The organism is Brevibacillus fluminis (genome assembly GCF_052072235.1).
Taxonomy (GTDB): Bacteria; Bacillota; Bacilli; order Brevibacillales; family Brevibacillaceae; genus Brevibacillus_D; species Brevibacillus_D fluminis_A.
In genome coordinates, this window is record NZ_CM125436.1 from 2,187,664 (window position 1) to 2,204,970 (window position 17,307).

At 53.9% G+C, this 17,307-nt stretch carries 14 protein-coding genes; 12 read left to right on the forward strand and 2 right to left on the reverse strand.

Annotation, left to right across the window (positions count from 1 at the left end; genetic code table 11):
• Window positions 1-11: 11 nt before the first annotated feature.
• From ACTID9_RS10810 to ACTID9_RS10835, 6 genes are all read left to right on the forward strand, one after another.
• Window positions 12-908 (forward strand): ABC transporter permease, encoded by an 897-nt coding sequence (locus ACTID9_RS10810; RefSeq protein WP_441071260.1) that lies wholly within the window; start codon window positions 12-14, stop codon window positions 906-908.
• Between the two features lie 92 nt (window positions 909-1,000).
• The gene (locus ACTID9_RS10815) at window positions 1,001-2,671 is read left to right on the forward strand and encodes an ABC transporter substrate-binding protein (protein WP_441071261.1); all 1,671 of its coding nucleotides are present in this window, start codon (window positions 1,001-1,003) and stop codon (window positions 2,669-2,671) included.
• An 87-nt stretch (window positions 2,672-2,758) separates the two neighbouring features.
• The gene (locus ACTID9_RS10820; protein ID WP_441071262.1) at window positions 2,759-3,853 is read left to right on the forward strand and encodes a M24 family metallopeptidase; all 1,095 of its coding nucleotides are present in this window, start codon (window positions 2,759-2,761) and stop codon (window positions 3,851-3,853) included.
• Between the two features lie 203 nt (window positions 3,854-4,056).
• Entirely contained in the window at window positions 4,057-5,121 is a 1,065-nt protein-coding gene (locus tag ACTID9_RS10825) for a M42 family metallopeptidase (protein WP_441071263.1), read from the forward strand.
• Between the two features lie 110 nt (window positions 5,122-5,231).
• Window positions 5,232-5,786 carry a sigma-70 family RNA polymerase sigma factor gene (locus ACTID9_RS10830; RefSeq protein WP_441071264.1) on the forward strand — a complete coding sequence of 185 codons (555 nt, stop codon included), beginning with the start codon at window positions 5,232-5,234 and terminating at the stop codon, window positions 5,784-5,786.
• Window positions 5,765-6,718 carry a hypothetical protein gene (locus ACTID9_RS10835; protein ID WP_441071265.1) on the forward strand — a complete coding sequence of 318 codons (954 nt, stop codon included), beginning with the start codon at window positions 5,765-5,767 and terminating at the stop codon, window positions 6,716-6,718. The genes ACTID9_RS10830 and ACTID9_RS10835 overlap by 22 nt, the downstream gene beginning before the upstream one ends.
• 66 nt (window positions 6,719-6,784) lie before the next feature.
• Here ACTID9_RS10835 and ACTID9_RS10840 read toward each other — a convergent pair whose 3' ends face one another.
• Together ACTID9_RS10840 and ACTID9_RS10845 are read right to left on the reverse strand one after the other, a co-directional pair.
• Window positions 6,785-8,143 carry a TrkH family potassium uptake protein gene (locus ACTID9_RS10840; RefSeq protein ID WP_441071266.1) on the reverse strand — a complete coding sequence of 453 codons (1,359 nt, stop codon included), beginning with the start codon at window positions 8,141-8,143 and terminating at the stop codon, window positions 6,785-6,787.
• Between the two features lie 89 nt (window positions 8,144-8,232).
• Window positions 8,233-8,901 carry a VOC family protein gene (locus tag ACTID9_RS10845; protein ID WP_441071267.1) on the reverse strand — a complete coding sequence of 223 codons (669 nt, stop codon included), beginning with the start codon at window positions 8,899-8,901 and terminating at the stop codon, window positions 8,233-8,235.
• A 195-nt stretch (window positions 8,902-9,096) separates the two neighbouring features.
• Here ACTID9_RS10845 and lepA point away from each other — a divergent pair, with 195 nt between their 5' ends.
• From lepA to dnaJ, 6 genes are all read left to right on the forward strand, one after another.
• Window positions 9,097-10,914: a translation elongation factor 4 gene (gene lepA, locus ACTID9_RS10850; protein WP_441071268.1), complete on the forward strand. Its 1,818-nt coding sequence runs from the start codon at window positions 9,097-9,099 to the stop codon at window positions 10,912-10,914.
• Between the two features lie 103 nt (window positions 10,915-11,017).
• Window positions 11,018-12,169, forward strand: a complete 1,152-nt coding sequence (gene hemW, locus ACTID9_RS10855; protein ID WP_441071269.1) for a radical SAM family heme chaperone HemW — start codon at window positions 11,018-11,020, stop codon at window positions 12,167-12,169.
• A gap of 166 nt (window positions 12,170-12,335) precedes the next feature.
• Complete coding sequence (hrcA, locus tag ACTID9_RS10860; protein ID WP_441071270.1) at window positions 12,336-13,367, forward strand: heat-inducible transcriptional repressor HrcA; 1,032 nt, start codon at window positions 12,336-12,338, stop codon at window positions 13,365-13,367.
• A 159-nt stretch (window positions 13,368-13,526) separates the two neighbouring features.
• On the forward strand, window positions 13,527-14,075 hold the full coding sequence (gene grpE, locus ACTID9_RS10865) for a nucleotide exchange factor GrpE (protein ID WP_441071271.1): 549 nt from the start codon (window positions 13,527-13,529) through the stop codon (window positions 14,073-14,075).
• 54 nt (window positions 14,076-14,129) lie between these two features.
• Window positions 14,130-15,968, forward strand: coding sequence for a molecular chaperone DnaK (gene dnaK / locus ACTID9_RS10870; protein ID WP_441071272.1), 1,839 nt, complete (start codon window positions 14,130-14,132; stop codon window positions 15,966-15,968).
• A gap of 182 nt (window positions 15,969-16,150) precedes the next feature.
• Window positions 16,151-17,290 carry a molecular chaperone DnaJ gene (dnaJ, locus tag ACTID9_RS10875; RefSeq protein WP_441071273.1) on the forward strand — a complete coding sequence of 380 codons (1,140 nt, stop codon included), beginning with the start codon at window positions 16,151-16,153 and terminating at the stop codon, window positions 17,288-17,290.
• Window positions 17,291-17,307: the final 17 nt, after the last annotated feature.

The window sequence follows — 17,307 nt, forward strand, 5'->3', positions numbered from 1 at the left end:
GAGGCAGCTGCATGGCAGAGGTTCAAACCACGATCCATACCCCAATCAAGCAACCGGTGGAACAGGCATCCTCCCCTTGGCGGGACGCATGGAACATTTTGCGGAAAAACAAGCTGGCGATGGTCGGCTTGGGCATCATTCTCTTTTTCGTGGTGGTCGCGGTGTTTGCACCGCAAATCGCGCCTTACAAATTCGATGAGGGCGAACTGGTCATGAAAAACAAGGCGCCATCCGCCGAGCACTGGTTCGGCACCGACTACAACGGTCGCGACGTGTTTTCGCGGGTCGTCTACGGCGCACGCATCTCGCTGTGGGTAGGGACGTCCTCCGTTCTCGGCTCGATTGTGGCCGGCACGTTTTTCGGACTCCTGGCCGGTTATTATGGCCGCTGGGTTGATTCGATCATTTCTCGCGTGTTTGATGTCATGCTGGCATTTCCGAGCATTTTGCTCGCGATCGCGATCGTGGCCATTTTGGGACCATCGCTGCAAAACGCCTTGCTTGCCATCGCCATCATCAACATTCCGACATTCGGCAGGCTCGTGCGGTCGCGCGTGCTGACGCTGAAGGAAGAAGAATTCGTGATGGCAGCGCGAGCGATCGGGATGAAAGACTCGCGCATCTTGATCAAGCACATTTTGCCAAACAGCCTGGCGCCGATCATCGTTTCCGGGACGCTCGGAATCGCGACAGCCATCATCGAAGCGGCCGCGCTCGGCTTTCTCGGACTCGGGGCACAGCCGCCTGAACCGGAATGGGGCAAAATGCTTGCCGACTCCAAGCAATACATCCAAAAAGCGCCGTGGACCGTCATCTATCCCGGCTTGTGCATCATGCTGACCGTGCTCGGATTCAATTTGATCGGAGACGGCTTGCGCGATGCGCTTGATCCGCGGATGAAAAACTGACGCGAGCGCGCTTTGAAAGGGGGGATGGGTGGCAGCGATTGTACCTTGAGCAAAAAAGCGATCAATAAGGGTAGAAGGGGGATCTTCATTTTATGAAAAAATCATTGTTGACAGCTGCACTGTCTGGCATGATGGCGCTCACGATGGCGTTGACCGGATGCGGCAGCCCGCAGCAGACAGCCCAGCCGACGCCGGCACCATCCGATTCCTCAGCGCAAACGCCAGCTCAGCCAGCGCCTGCAGATACAGCAAACAAAGGGCCGAAGCAGCTGATCTTTGGCCGTGGCGGCGACTCCGTCGGGCTCGACCCGATTCAGACGGACGATGGCGAATCGGCCAAAATTACGGAAAACATTTTCGAAACGTTGGTCAAATACGAGCCGACCAATACCAACATCATGCCAGGCTTGGCTGAGAGCTGGGAAATTTCGCCGGATGGCAAAACGTACACATTCAAGCTGCGCCAAGGCGTCAAGTTCCATGACGGCACCGATTTCAATGCCGAGGCAGTCGTGTGGAACTTCAACCGCTGGATGGACAAGAGCAATCCGTTCCATAACAAAGACGGCTATGTTTATTACAATGACATGTTCGGCGGCTACAAAGGCGACAAGGACCATGTGATTGATACGGTGAAAGCGATCGATGCGAACACCGTGGAATTCAAGCTGTTCCGCCCGGTATCTCCTTTCCTGAACAACCTGGGCATGTATTGCTTCGGAATCTCCTCGCCGACAGCCGTGCAAAAATTCGGCGACAAGTACATCGAAAACCCGGTGGGTACCGGTCCGTTCAAATTCGTCGAATGGAAGCGCAACGATTCCATCACGCTCGAGAAAAACCCGGACTACTGGAACAAAGGTTTGCCTAAGCTGGACAAACTGGTCTTCAAAGTCATTCCGGACAACTCGGCACGCCTGACTGCGCTCAATTCCGGCGAAATCGACATCATGGATGGTCTAAATCCGGATGACGCGCAATCTGTCAAAGACAACAAAGATTTGCAGCTGTTCCTGCGCCCTGGCATGAACGTCGGCTTCCTCAGCTTCAACGTGGAGAAAAAGCCGTTTGACAATCCAAAAGTTCGCGAAGCGATCGCGTATGCCATCAACAAACCAGCGCTGATCGAAGCATTCTTCGCCGGTCTTGGCGAGCCAGCCGTTAACCCAATGCCGCCGTCTGTATGGGGTTACAACGATGCGATCAAAGACCGCGAGTACAATTTGGACAAAGCAAAACAACTGTTGGCGGAAGCGGGTTTCCCGAACGGCTTCAAAACGAAGTTCTGGGCAATGCCAGTGCCGCGTCCATACATGCCAGACGGACAAAAAATCGCCGAAGCCATCCAGCAAGACCTGAAAAAAATCGGCGTCGAAACCGAGATCGTAACGATGGAATGGGCTACGTATCTGGAAAAAACGAAAAACGGCGAACAAGACATGTACCTCTTGGGGTGGACAGGCGATAACGGAGACCCTGACAACTTCCTGTACGTCTTGCTCGACAAAAACAACATCGGCAGCGGAAACCGCTCGCGCTATGCGAATGAAGAGGTGCACAAGCTCTTGCTGCAGGCGCAATCGGAGCCGTCGAAAGAGAAACGCACCGAGCTGTACAAAAAAGCGCAAGAACTGATCTTCAAAGATGTGCCGCTGATTCCGATCGCGCATGCAACGCCGCCAATCGCGGGCAAAGCAGGCATCACCGGCTACCAACCGCATCCAACAGGTTCGGAAAGCCTGGAAAATGTAGACTGGAAATAAGCCTGTCGGAACGAAAAAGCTCCCATTGCAGATGGGGGCTTTTTCCTGATAGGATGAACAGGAAACCAAGGAGAGGATGACGCATAGATGGATCAGCAAAAATGGCAAACGCTCCATACATATATGACTGAGCAAGGGCTGGACGCCATGCTGCTCACGACGCCCAAGCATGTTTATTATCTCACCGGATTTTTGAGCGATCCGCACGAGCGCTTCCTCGGATTGATGATCCCGCGAGAAGGCGAAGCGGTGTTGATCGTACCGGCGCTTGATCTGGAAGCAGCGCAACAAGCCTCAAGCGTAAAGGCGATCGTGACGCACACGGATACGCAAAATCCGTATGAAGTCCTGCAAGCCCACCTTCCTGCAGGAATCAAGCGATTGGGACTGGAAAAAGGCGATTTGACGGTCAGCCGTTTTGAAGCGCTTGCAGCGGTCATCCAAGCAACCGATTATGTAGATGTCGATGCGCCGATTCGCCAGATGCGCATGGTAAAAACGGCAGAAGAAGTCAGCCGGATCAAAAAAGCGCTGCAAATCACCGAGGATGCGCTGACAGCTGTCGTACGCCAAGTCAAGGTCGGCATGACCGAGCTTGACGTTGTAGCCGAGCTGGAGTATCAAATGAAAAAGCTGGGCTCGGAAGGACTCGCATTCCCGACGATGGTGCTGGCGGGCGAAAAGTCGGCGATGCCGCACGGCGCTCCCGGCAATCGCGCAATCCAGGCTGGCGAGCTGCTCTTGTTTGACCTGGGCGTCGCCTATGACGGCTACTATTCGGACATCACGCGCACGTTTGCGGTTGGCGAGGTCGGGGCGAAGGAACAGGAAATCTATCAAACGGTGCTGGCAGCGAATCTGGCAGGGATCGAGGCGACCAAGGCGGGCGTCACCCTGGCGAGTATCGACCGCGCAGCGCGCGATGTCATCGCAGCAAAAGGGTATGGCGACTATTTCATCCATCGGCTCGGCCACGGGCTCGGCATGGATTGCCACGAGTATCCGTCCGTTCATGGCGAAAACCAGGATCTGCTGCAGACCGGGATGGTTTTCACGATCGAACCAGGTATCTATGTTCCGGGCATTGCTGGTGTTAGAATCGAGGACGATGTCTGGGTGACGGAAACCGGCTGCGAAGTGTTGAGCCGATTCCCGAAGGAGCTGCAAATCATCGGGGTGTAAGGAAACAAGAACAAATCATAGCCGATCGGTCACGGGAGTCACAGGACTCTCATTGCGGATCGGCTTTTCTTTTTTTCGGTGCGTGTAAAATTGCTGGAATTTTGCATAAACAATGCGTGAATTTTGACATTCGTCCCCACGCCCGCTCGTTATAATGAAAACAAATCCAAAAAAGCCGGGCCAAATCAGTAAGGAGTGTGCACATGAGCGAGTGGGACGTATTATTGCGCGAGCTAGATGAAATACCGGGCGTGAGCGGGGAGGAGGAACGGGTAGCGGCCTATATGCGGCAAAAACTGCTGCCTCTTGCGGACAGCCATTGGGAAGATGCCTTGGGCAACCAGATTTTTGTCAAACAGGGCAGCCGACCGGATGTGAGACTCATGCTTTCGGCGCATATGGACGAGATCGGCTTCATCGTCCGGCATATCGATGAAAACGGCTTTGTTTATTTTCACCCGGTCGGCTATCACGACAGCCGGATGCTGATGAACCAGGTGTTGACCATCCATACGGAAGCAGGTCCGCGCCAAGCGGTCACAGGGACAATGCCGGCCCATCTGCTGACGGCCGAGATGGCCCGCAGATCCATTCCGCTTGCAGACATTTACCTTGACCTCGGCACTTTCAGCCGGGCGGAAACGATGGCCCTTGGCGTGCAAATCGGGGACATGATCACATTTGAACGAAAAGGAACCTTGCTGAATGAAGGCAAGCTGTTTACGGGCAAGGCCGTAGACAATCGTTCTGGCTGTGCCGTTTTGATTGAAACGATGAAGCGGCTCTGCGCCAAACAGGTTCGCCCGACGATCTATGCGGTAGCGTCCGTTCAGGAGGAGGTAGGGCTGCGCGGAGCAGGGACGGCGGCGTTTGCCATCAAGCCTGCGGTAGCAATCGCAATTGACGTGACGTTTGCCGGCGATTCACCCGCGCTGCCTGCCACCCTGCCCCCGATGAAGCTGGGCGGCGGTCCGGTTATCAAGCACTATGACTGGACACCGGATACGGGACAGGGGAACAACGTGCCGAAATCGCTGACCAGACAGCTGGTGCGCACGGCAGAATCGCTGGGCATTCCCTATCAGCATCAAACGGTGCTGAACGGAGGAACGGATGCAGCCACGATCAGCCTCGCAGGAGCGGGGGCTGTGACCGGCATCATTTCCTTGCCATCCCGCTATATTCATTCCGCTACAGGCTGCGTCCATCTTGATGACTTGGCGTACACGGTTGACTTGCTTACGGCTTTTATCGAACAAATGGAATAGTATGAGAAAAAACGGAACCGACTCGTTCCGTTTTTTCTTTTTAGGAAAGATTCTGTAACAAAAGTGATGCGGCTGCATCTAAACAAGCGAGAGAGAAAAAAGAGGTGAGGATGCTGGCTGGTAAGGAACAATTGCAGAAGACCCCGGAGGCCGCGCTCGCGCAGTTGATGCAAGAGTATGGCACACGGGTGCTGCGCCTCGTTACCTTGTTCGTGAAAAACAGAAGCCTCGCGGAAGACATTACCCAGGACGTGTTCGTCAAGGTGTACCGGAAGCTTCCGGACTTCCGTGGCGATAGCTCGGTGAAAACGTGGATCTATGCAATCGCCGCCAATGAGTGCAAGATGCAGATGCGATCGTGGTCGTTCCGCAACCTGATCTTCCAATCGCAGGTCGACCGCGCAAGCGAAAAATCGGTGGAAATGGAAGTGGTGGGCGAATCGGAACGGGAGCAACTGCTCGCACAAGTGCTTGCTCTGCCGTATGCATACCGCCAAGTCATCGTGCTGCACTACTATGAGGATCAGGAAATTCGCGAGATTGCCGCAATCCTGGGCTTGCGGGAAGGAACCGTGCGGACGCGTTTGCACCGTGCCAGGCACATGTTGAAGACGGCGCTGGCCGCAGAGGAGGGAGGGGCAGAATGGATTTCGACAAGTCGCTGAACGAGTTGAAAGGATGCGCAGACAAAGGCTTGCTGCGCGATGTGGAATTTACGCCAGAGATGCAGCGGGCTGTGCAAAAGAGGATCGCGAGCACATCGCGGGCAGGTGCAGGCATTGGCTGGAAATGGCTGGGCGCTGCCGTTTGCGCCTGTTTGATCGGCTTTGGCTTGCTCGTGCCGTCCCCCCCGAACGCCTTGCCCCCTGCGGCTTCCGACGGCAATCTCTGGCAGCCTTCTGCGTCGCACACGACACCTGTCGACGGCAAACCGCTCACTTATCTGGGCGAAAAACCGGTTCGGGTCATCACAGGGGACATGTATGAAAAGCAGGGACAAAAAGCGATGTTTTTGCTGAATGGTCCGCTTGCCGCAAATGAACAGGTGCAGCTGGTCGGCGAAAATCAGCAGGGCGAGCGGATCGATTTGGGCAAATATGCGATCGGAAGCAAGCTGTACGATGCCGATGGACATTTTCCAACGGGGCTCACGCTACCGACAGCCGGCTTGTGGAAAATCGAGGTGCGGTACCGCAACGAAGTGCTCGGCAACATAGTTTTGACCATCAAAGCGGGCGTTTCGCCATCCAATGAGTCACTCGTCCTGCCCCTGATCACGCAATTTTTGCAAACGACCGACGATTTTGCCTGGATCGGTGACAAACGCAAGGTGAGCATTGAACTGCTTGGTGTCGACAGCCCAAGCGCAGATCAGCGCATGGTTTACGCAAAGGTGACGATCGAATCGGAGCAGGCGAATGGCTCGGCTGTCGCAGCCCCGATGAAATTCAACATCGTGTATCAGGGCGGCGATTACCGCGTGATCGATTATCAGATGCCCCGGGACGGAAGTGACTATTGGCTGGATATCCGATCCATTTTCCCGTCCGAGATCGTCGAGAAGCTCAGAGCGAGCGGCCACGCAAAAAAGGGATAACGATTCTGTAAGCAAAAAGTGCGGCAAGCCCACAATGGCTGTCCGCACTTTATTTATGCGTATTTTTCATTGTCCGATGATGATCCGTTCGGTCGGATAACGGTAATGCGTGATCTGATCGCCTTTTTTCAAGAAGAGCAGCATGTTGATGATCCCGATGCGCCCGATCACCATCAGGACGATCATGATGATTTTTCCCGACGGGCTGAGCGAAGCGGTGATGCCGGTAGACATGCCGGTTGTCCCGAACGCCGAGCATACCTCGAACAGGAGCTGCTCCATCGGCAACCCTTCGGTCCAGGCAAGCAGGATGACGGCGGCGATGACCAGGCTGATTGCGAAAAAGAACACGAGGAACGAGCGTAAAATATCGTCGTCCGCCAGCTCCCGCCCAAACACTTTTACCCGCTTGTACCCGCGCATGTAGGACAAAATGGTTGCGCACAGAATGAAAAACGTCGTGGTCCGGATTCCGCCGCCCACGCTGCTCGGCGACGCACCGATGAACATGAGCAGCGACATCATGATCAGCGTCGGTGTGGAGAGCATGCTGATATCCATTGTCGTCAAACCGGCGCTGCGTGCCGAGACGGATTGGAACAACGAATAGAAGGCGGACGGGATAAAACCTTTATCCGCCAAATAGGCACCCTGCTCAAATAAATAAAACAGAAGCGCACCCGCTGCCAACAGGGTAAAGAAAGTAGCAGTCGTCACTTTTGTGAATAAAGAAAAAGTAAAGCGAGGTTTGACCTGCCGGTGCGAAATATAATGCTGCAGCTCGATCAGCACAGGGAAGCCGATCGCCCCGCAGATGATCAGCAGCATATGAATCGTCTGGAACACATAATCGTGCGAAAAATCGAGCAGCGAGTTGCCGTACAGATCAAAGCCCGCATTCGTAAACGCGCTGACAGAGGCGAAGAAGCCGTGGTAATAAGCCATATACCATTGATCCACATAGCCGCGCAGCAGCATGTAACTGCCCAGCAAGAGCGTCCCGGCGACCTCGATGATGACGGCGAGCAGCAAGATGTTGCGCATCAGATCGACCATCCCCGCCAGTTTCGGCCGGTTGTGGTCTGTCGCGATCCAGATGCGCTGCTCAAGCCCGATTTTTTGGCGGAACAAGAGCCAGAAAAACGTGCCCAGCGTCATGATCCCGATTCCGCCGACCTGAAAGAGCAGGGCGAGCAAAATGATCCCCGCATGATTAAAGAACAGATCGATTTGGATGACGGAAAGTCCTGTGACGCTGATGGCGCTGGACGCGGTGAAAAGGGCATCCAAATACGTCAGCTGAACGCCAGGCTTGTGGAAAACAGGCATCCATAATAAGAGAGACGAGATCAAAACCGAACAAATATAGAAGCATACAATAATTTGTACGGAGTTTAACCGTCTTTTTTTCGATTTCGGCGGCAAAACACACGTCCTCCTGAAGTCATTTTCTCCTATCTTATCCAAGAAACGCGTTACATGCAAAAAGCGTTGCGACTCCAGAGCCCGGACGTTTATTCACCCTCGTTTCCGTCAAGCAGGATGCCGGTCGGATCAAAATAGGCGAATGAGTAAGCATCGGCTGATTCCAGGCGAAGCGTCGCATTCGCAAGCGGAAAAAGCGCGGCATGCATGTCGGCGAATGTCAGTTGGGTACCGCCGATTTTCAAGATTTTCTCCAGCAGGCTGGAATCTGCGGTCAGCGTCGTGGTGAGCAGAATCGCCGCTTGGGGAAAGCCGGACGCAGACGGGCGCGGCTTGTCATACTGGATGAACCATGGCAAATGCGGATAGGAGCCGGCCATGCGGAAGCTGACGGTCTGTCCCGTCGGATCAGCGACCTCGTGTACTCCGCTGTCCGATACCGGATACTGCTCCTCCTGCAAGACGCGGATCACATGCTCCAAATCGTCGGTTTCGAGCACGAGGGAGGTATAGCCGTCCCCGTTTTCCGCCAAAAAGTCGCGGAGTTCTTGTCCACCTTCCGATAAATCGAGCTTGCTTTCGTCCGTAACATAAGCAACTTCAAGAAATCCGCCGCCAGGGAACGGATAGGTGCGCGTCGATATGCCGGGAAAGGATTGACCTGTGGCGGCAAGCGTCAGGCCGCGCTTTTCGGTCAAAAATTGATGGAGCCAGTCCGGTTTGGCAGTTGCATAAATCAATCGGTCAAGTTGAAACATCGTAACTCTCCTTTCATATCCCATCTACAATACCATGAAATTACCAGTCGGAGGGTGAAAAACGTTGCAATGCCGCAAGATAATCTTTATTGCTACACAAAAACGGCTTTGTTATAATAAATCTTAGTGTTTTTTTCACCGATGCCTTGTCCAGTGGCAAGGCAAGGACGTGAAACGCAGGAGGGAACGGAATTAATGGATCGCCTGGAAAGACAGAAAAAAATTCGCAATTTCTCTATCATCGCACATATTGACCACGGTAAATCAACGCTTGCCGACCGGATCCTCGAATTGACAGGCGCATTAACCGCTCGCGAAATGGAAGCGCAATTCCTCGATACGATGGAACTGGAAAAAGAGCGCGGCATTACGATCAAGCTGAATGCGGTACGTCTCAACTACAAGGCGGATGACGGTGAGGAATACATCCTGCACCTGATCGACACACCGGGACACGTCGACTTCACCTATGAAGTATCGCGCAGCCTGGCTGCCTGTGAAGGGGCGCTACTCGTCGTGGATGCAGCCCAAGGGATTGAAGCGCAGACGCTGGCGAACGTTTACCTCGCCCTTGACAACAATCTGGAGATCATTCCGATTATCAATAAAATCGACCTGCCGAGCGCGGAGCCAGATCGCGTGAAACAGGAAGTGGAAGATGTAATCGGCTTGGATGCCAGCGAAGCATGCTTGACATCCGCAAAAGCGGGCATTGGCATCAAGGACGTGCTGGAAGCCGTCGTGAAAAAAGTGCCGGCGCCGACGGGCGACCCGGACGCACCGCTGCAAGCCTTGATTTTTGACTCGTACTTCGATCCGTATCGCGGCGTGATCGCATCGGTGCGAATCGTAAACGGTACGTTGAAAAAAGGCATGAAGATCAAAATGATGGCAACGGGCAAATCGTTCGAGGTTACCGAGGTCGGCACATCGACACCGCGCCAGACGCAGGTGGAAGAGCTGACCGTCGGGGATGTAGGCTATGTGGCCGCTTCGATCAAAACCGTTGGCGATACGAGCGTGGGGGATACGATCACCGATGCGGCCCGTCCGGCGACAGAACCGCTGCCAGGCTACCGCAAAATCAACTCGATGGTATTCTGCGGTCTGTATCCGATCGACACGAGCGATTACAATGACCTGCGCGACGCCTTGGAAAAATTGCAGCTCAACGACGCATCGCTGCAATTCGAGCCGGAAACGTCGCAAGCGCTTGGCTTCGGCTTCCGTTGCGGATTCCTGGGGCTGTTGCACATGGAGATTATCCAGGAACGCATTGAGCGTGAATTCAACATTGACCTGATCACGACCGCACCGAGCGTTATTTACCGCGTTACGCAAACGAACGGGGAAACGTACGAAATCGACAACCCGTCCAAAATGCCGGAAGTGCAAAAGATCGAAAAGATCGAAGAGCCGTATGTGACAGCGACCGTCATGGTACCGAAAGAATACGTTGGCGATGTCATGCAGCTGTGCCAAGGCAAACGCGGCGATTTCCTCGACATGCAATACCTCGGCGAAAACCGTGTGCAGCTCAAATACGACATGCCGTTGTCCGAGATCGTCTACGATTTCTTCGATCTGTTGAAATCGGGCACAAAAGGCTATGCATCCTTTGACTACGAGCTGGCTGGCTACAAACCATCCAAGCTGGTCAAAATGGACATTTTGCTCAACGGCGAAGAGGTGGACGCCCTGTCCTTCATCGTTCACAAAGATACGGCGTATCCGCGAGGCAAGGTCATTTGCGAAAAGCTGAAGGAACTGATTCCGCGCCAGCAATTCGAAGTGCCGATCCAGGCAGCGATCGGGCAAAAGATCGTTGCCCGCGAAACGATCAGCGCGATGCGCAAAAACGTACTCGCGAAATGCTACGGCGGTGACATCAGCCGGAAGCGGAAACTGCTGGAGAAGCAGAAGGAAGGGAAAAAGCGGATGAAAGCCGTTGGTTCCGTCGAAGTACCGCAGGAAGCGTTCATGGCCGTGCTCCGCATGGATGATAAAAAATAGGGAGTTGCACAGACCTGACGAAAGCAATGCGTCAGGTCCTCTTTTTATCGCAGGTCCTTTACCCAGGAGCGGCATGACATCAACAGACAGGAGGGGAACAGCAGTGACCCCGCAATCGGTTTACATTCACATTCCGTTTTGTACCAATAAATGCTTTTATTGCGATTTCAACTCGTTTGTCACCAACAACCCGCAGCTCGTCTGGGACTATTTGGAGGCGCTGAAAAAAGAGATGCAGCTGACATTTGCCCAGACGCCGCCGGAACGAATCAAGACGATCTTTGTTGGCGGCGGCACACCGACGTTTCTCGATGCCAAGCAGATGCGCTTTTTCCTCCAAACCATCCAAGAGAATCTGGGGCAACATCTGGCGAGCGATCTGGAATTTACCATGGAGGCCAATCCGGGCACGACAGACCGCGAGAAGCTCAAGGTGATGCGCAGCTTCGGCGTCAACCGCCTTTCGTTCGGCGCCCAATCGTTCGATGATGAGCTGTTGAAGCGGATCGGACGCATCCACGATTCGGCTGCGATCGGCAAAAGCATCGAGAATGCCAGACGCGAAGGGTTTGACAATCTCTCCATCGACTTGATGTTCGGCTTGCCGGACCAGACGATGGACAAGTTTGCGCATTCCCTTGATCGGGCATTCGAGCTGCCGACCACGCATTTTTCCGCTTACAGCCTGAAAGTCGAGGAAAACACGCTGTTTCATACGCTCTATCAAAAAGACCAGCTGCCGCTGCCGACCGAAGAGACCGAGCTTGCCATGTATCTGCTTTTGATCGAACGGATGGAGCAGCAAGGCTATCGGATGTATGAAATCAGCAATTTTGCCAAGCCGGGCTTTGAAAGCCGGCACAACCAGACGTATTGGCGCAATGAAGCCTATTATGGCTTGGGAGCTGGCGCGCACGGGTATGTGAACGGGCAGCGCCATGTGAATGCAGGGCCGCTCGCCATGTACATGCAGCTGGCCAAAGACGGGCTGCCGCGCGTGGAACAGTTTGCGGTTACGCGCGTGGAACAGATGGAGGAGCAGATGATATTGGGGCTGCGCCTTCGCACAGGCGTCGACATCGCCGAATTCGAGCGTAGATTCGGCGAACCGATGACGCAAACATTCGGTGCGGTGATCGAGGCGGAGAAGGCGAAAGGGATGCTGGAGGAAAGCGATGGCTTTTTGCGGTTGACGCAGCAGGCACTCCCGCTCGGCAACGAGGTTTTTGCCAAATTCATTGGCATAGACGAGTAGAAACGGTCCATTGCGTCGTTTTTGTGCACAAAGTTTCGGAAGGAAACACCCTGGAGACGTTGACAAATGATCGTTCACTTGATAAGTTAATACTATATTTAGCACTCAATCGCGCTGAGTGCTAACAAAGCGATCTTGCATCGTTTGTCAAAGGGAGGCGACCGTTATGTTATCAGAACGACAACGTTTGATCTTGAGTGCGATTATCGACAATTACATTCGTTCCGCAGAACCAGTCGGCTCCCGAACCATATCGAAGCGCGATGATGTTGGATTCAGTTCCGCTACGATCCGCAACGAGATGGCCGACCTCGAAGAGCTGGGCTATCTTGAGCAGCCGCATACATCGGCGGGACGCATTCCTTCCACGCAAGGCTACCGTTTTTATGTGGACCATCTCCTCCAACCCCAAGGATTTAAGGAAGAGGATTTGGGAAACTTTAAGCAGGTATTCGCCGAGCGCATCATGCAGTACGAGCAAGTGTTTGATTACACAGCGGCCATGCTGTCGCAAATGACCAACTACACCTCGATTGTCTTGGGACCGGAGATGTTTGAGCACCGGTTGAAACATATCCAGATCGTGCCGCTCTCGGAACACCAGGCGGTAGCGATCGTGGTGACGCACACAGGTCGGGTGGAAAACAAGCTGATCGACATCCCGGCGGGCGTTCCCGCCTCGGAAGTGGAGAAGCTGGTTAATTTATTGAACCACCGCTTGCAGGACGTGCCGGTGTGGCAGCTGCGCCAACGGTTGTACCAGGAGATTGCCGACGAGATGAAGCGTCATATGGAGCAGTACGAACAGATGCTGCACATGATCGAGGGAACATTCGAGGAGGATGTCTCCGATCGTTTTATCCTGCATGGCATAACCAAAATTATGAACCAACCGGAGTTTCGCGACGTAGAAAAGGTAAAGGATATATTGGAGCTTCTCGAGCAGAGCGACCAGCTTGTCAACCTGTTTGGCATGCCTCAGGACGGCATGCAGATTCGTATCGGACAGGAGAATCAGGTGGATGCCGTGAAAGATTGCTCGATCATTACAACATCCTATTATCTCGACGGCAAGCCGGTGGGGAAAGTAGGTATTCTTGGGCCGACCCGCATGGATTACAACAAGGTGATTTCAGCATTGAACTACATCGGGCACGGACTGTCGCGCTTGCTCGCCAAACAGTTCGATTCCAAGTAAGCACATAAGCGCAACCGGCTCTTGTTTTTTAAGAGCCCCTACTTAGAAGACATTTCATACAGACAGGAATCCATCAACATTCTTGTCCAGTATAAGAAAACCGATAGCTCTGCCAACAAGCGTGGGGCAGTCCGGTTTTTGAACCAGGAGGGTATCAAGGTGAGCGACGAAAAAACAGCTGTGGACCAGCAAAACCAGGCGGATCTTCCCGAAGACGCGCAGGAACAGGTTGAGCAGCCTGCTGATGCAGCTCATGCGGGAGAGGAAGCGGAGCGCTGGAAAAAACAGGCTGAGGAAACGCAAGACCGACTGCTGCGGGCCATGGCCGATATGGAAAACATGCGCCGCCGTTTCCGCAAAGAGCAGGAAGATATGCAGAAGTATGCAGCTTTGCCGGTAGTGGAAGCATTGCTTCCCGCGATCGACAACTTCGAGCGCGCCCTGGCCGTCGATAAGGAAAATCTGACGGTCGACTCTTTGCTGCAAGGCATCAACATGGTGTACCGCCAAATGGTGCAAGTATTTGAGAAAGAAGGCCTGCAACCGATCGAATCGGTAGGGAAGCCGTTTGACCCGCACATCCATCAGGCAGTGATGCAGGTGGAAGATTCGGCGTATGAGCCGGGGACGGTTGTGGAAGAACTGCAAAAAGGTTACCAATTCAAAGACCGGACCATTCGCCCGGCAATGGTAAAAGTAAACGGATAAGAACACCAACAGGCAACTACACTTTTCTGTGATCATTCAAGGAGGTTTTTTTTCATGAGTCGCGTAATCGGTATTGACTTAGGTACAACCAACTCTTGTGTTGCGGTAATGGAAGGCGGAGAGCCAGTCGTTATCGCCAATCCGGAAGGCAACCGCACCACACCATCCGTTGTGGCATTCAAAAACGGCGAGCGCATCGTCGGTGAAGCGGCGAAGCGCCAGGCGATCACCAACCCTGACAACACCGTAATCTCCATCAAGCGCTGGATGGGGACAAACCATAAAGTAACGCTGGAAGGCAAAGAATACACACCGCAAGAAGTATCCGCAATGATTTTGCAAAAACTCAAGGCTGACGCAGAAGCGTATTTGGGCCAGCCGGTCACCCAAGCGGTTATCACCGTTCCGGCTTATTTCAATGACAGCCAGCGTCAAGCAACAAAAGACGCAGGTAAAATCGCGGGTCTGGAAGTTTTGCGTATCGTCAACGAGCCGACAGCAGCTGCGCTCGCGTACGGTATGGAGAAAACGGAAGACCAAACGGTTCTTGTCTATGACTTGGGCGGCGGTACGTTCGACGTCTCCATCCTCGAACTGTCCGATGGCTTTTTCGAAGTAAAAGCGACTTCCGGCGACAACAAGCTGGGCGGCGATGACTTTGACCAAGTGATCATCGACTACCTGGTAGCCGAGTTCAAAAAAGACAACGGCATCGACCTGTCCAAAGACCGCATGGCGATGCAACGTTTGAAAGACGCAGCGGAAAAAGCGAAAAAAGACTTGTCCGGCGTGCTGACGACAACGATTTCCCTGCCATTCATCACGGCAGATGCAACCGGTCCAAAACACTTGGAGCTGAACCTGACTCGCGCCAAATTCGAAGAGCTGTCCGCTCATCTCGTTGAGCGCACATTGGGCCCAACTCGCCAGGCGCTGCAAGACGCTGGCCTGTCCCCAAGCGACCTGCACCGCGTCATTCTGGTCGGTGGTTCCACCCGGATCCCGGCTGTACAGGAAGCGATCAAAAAGCTGACAGGCAAAGAACCGCACAAAGGCGTGAACCCGGACGAAGTAGTTGCGCTCGGTGCCGCTGTTCAAGCGGGCGTCTTGACCGGCGATGTAAAAGACGTGGTGCTGCTCGACGTAACACCGCTTTCCTTGGGTATCGAAACATTGGGCGGCGTATTCACCAAGCTGATCGACCGCAACACCACGATCCCGACGAGCAAATCGCAAGTGTTCTCCACTGCGGCTGACAACCAGCCATCCGTTGAGATCCACGTGCTGCAAGGGGAGCGCCAAATGGCGGCGGACAACAAAACATTGGGCCGCTTCACCCTCAACGAAATCCCGCCAGCACCGCGCGGCGTTCCGCAAATCGAGGTGGCATTCGACATCGATGCGAACGGTATCGTAAACGTGCGTGCGAAAGATTTGGGAACCGGACGTGAGCAGCGCATCACGATCACTTCCAACTCCGGCTTGAGCGATGCGGATATCGAACGCATGGTAAAAGACGCAGAACTCAATGCGGAAGCGGACAAAAAGCGCAAGGAAGAAGCAGAAGTGCGCAATGAAGCGGATCAACTGGTGTTCACGACCGAAAAAACCATGAAAGATCTGGAAGGCAAAGTGGATCAGGCGGAGATCGACAAAGCGAACGCAGCCAAGGAAAAAGTGAAAACGGCACTGGCTGGCGGCAACTTCGACGAGATCAAAGCAGCGAAAGACGAATTGTCCGGGATCGTGCAGCAGCTGTCTGTGAAGCTGTATGAGCAAGCGGCTCAAGCACAGCAAGCAGCGCAAAACGCGCAAGGCGGCGCTGACGCATCCGACAGCAAAAAAGACAACGTCGTGGATGCAGACTACGAGGTTGTAGACGAGAAAAAATAAGGCTGGACATGTGAAAAAAGTCAAAGTCAAGCTACCTTGGCTTTGGCTTTTTTCCTGTCTGCATCCTGGGAAGGCGATTAAACTCAGGTTTTCTCCATCGGCATACGCGCGTTCATTGAAGCTTTGATGATTGCGTGCTATGATAACATTTGACTGTTTTCGACACGGGAGTGATTGGTTGCATGAAACGCGATTATTATGAAGTGCTCGGAGTGGCGAAAGACGCGGACGCGGAAGAAGTCAAAAAAGCGTACCGAAAGCTGGCGAGACAGTACCACCCCGATGTAAATAAAGAAGCGAACGCAGAAGAGAAATTTAAAGAAGTCAAAGAAGCTTACGATGTCCTGTCGGATTCCCAGAAGCGCGCGCAGTACGACCGATTTGGCCACCAAGATCCGAACCAGGGATTCGGCCAGGGCGGATTCGGCGGCTTTGACAGCTCCGGCATGGGCGGTTTTGGCGACATTTTCGACATGTTCTTCGGCGGTGGCGGCGGACGGCGCAGCAATCCGAATGCGCCGCGCAAAGGTTCTGATTTGCAATACAGCATGTCGATCGAATTCACGGAAGCGGTGTTCGGCAAGGAAGTGGATGTGGAAATTCCGAAGGAAGCGGAATGCGACACGTGCCACGGAACAGGCGGCAAGCCTGGCGCTGCTGTGGAAACGTGCAAAACGTGCAACGGCACCGGGCAGCAGGAAGTGCAGGCGAACACGCCATTCGGCAAAATCGTCAACCGTCGCGTTTGCCAAACGTGCGAAGGAAAAGGAAAAGTGTACAAGGAAAAATGCGGAACGTGCCGCGGCGACGGCCGCGTAAAAGTGCGCCGCAAAATCCATCTCAACATTCCTGCCGGTGTGGACGACGGCGCACAGCTGCGCGTGTCCGGCGAAGGGGAGCCTGGCTTTAATGGCGGGCCGGCGGGTGATTTGTATGTGGTGCTGCGCGTCAAAAAACACGACTTCTTCGAACGCGAAGGCAACGACATTTATTGCGAAGTGCCGATTTCCTTCGGGCAAGCGGCATTGGGGGCAGAAATCGAAGTGCCTACGGTCGATGGCCGTGTGAAATTGAAAGTTCCAGCCGGTACGCAGACCGAGACGTTTTTCCGTCTGCGCGGAAAAGGCGTGCCGTTCCTGCGCGGAAGCGGCCGGGGCGACCAGCATGTGAAAGTGCGCATCGTGACGCCGAAGAAGCTGACGGATCGCCAAAAAGAATTGGTGATGGAGCTTTTTGAGATGAACGAAAATGCGGTCGTGGAAACGCCCGCATCGGATGAGAGCTTTTTTGATCGAATGAAACGGGCATTCCGTGGCGAATAAATTTACTTTTGCAACCC

Bases quoted from the DNA above. Each gene is read 5' to 3' on its own strand.
- ACTID9_RS10810 (WP_441071260.1), top strand. From the start codon at position 12: ATGGCAGAGGTTCAAACCACGATCCATACCCCAATCAAGCAACCGGTG.
- ACTID9_RS10815 (WP_441071261.1), top strand. From the start codon at position 1,001: ATGAAAAAATCATTGTTGACAGCTGCACTGTCTGGCATGATGGCGCTC.
- ACTID9_RS10820 (WP_441071262.1), top strand. From the start codon at position 2,759: ATGGATCAGCAAAAATGGCAAACGCTCCATACATATATGACTGAGCAA.
- ACTID9_RS10825 (WP_441071263.1), top strand. From the start codon at position 4,057: ATGAGCGAGTGGGACGTATTATTGCGCGAGCTAGATGAAATACCGGGC.
- ACTID9_RS10830 (WP_441071264.1), top strand. From the start codon at position 5,232: ATGCTGGCTGGTAAGGAACAATTGCAGAAGACCCCGGAGGCCGCGCTC.
- ACTID9_RS10835 (WP_441071265.1), top strand. From the start codon at position 5,765: ATGGATTTCGACAAGTCGCTGAACGAGTTGAAAGGATGCGCAGACAAA.
- ACTID9_RS10845 (WP_441071267.1), bottom strand. From the start codon at position 8,901: ATGTTTCAACTTGACCGATTGATTTATGCAACTGCCAAACCGGACTGG.
- lepA (WP_441071268.1), top strand. From the start codon at position 9,097: ATGGATCGCCTGGAAAGACAGAAAAAAATTCGCAATTTCTCTATCATC.
- hrcA (WP_441071270.1), top strand. From the start codon at position 12,336: ATGTTATCAGAACGACAACGTTTGATCTTGAGTGCGATTATCGACAAT.
- dnaK (WP_441071272.1), top strand. From the start codon at position 14,130: ATGAGTCGCGTAATCGGTATTGACTTAGGTACAACCAACTCTTGTGTT.
- dnaJ (WP_441071273.1), top strand. From the start codon at position 16,151: ATGAAACGCGATTATTATGAAGTGCTCGGAGTGGCGAAAGACGCGGAC.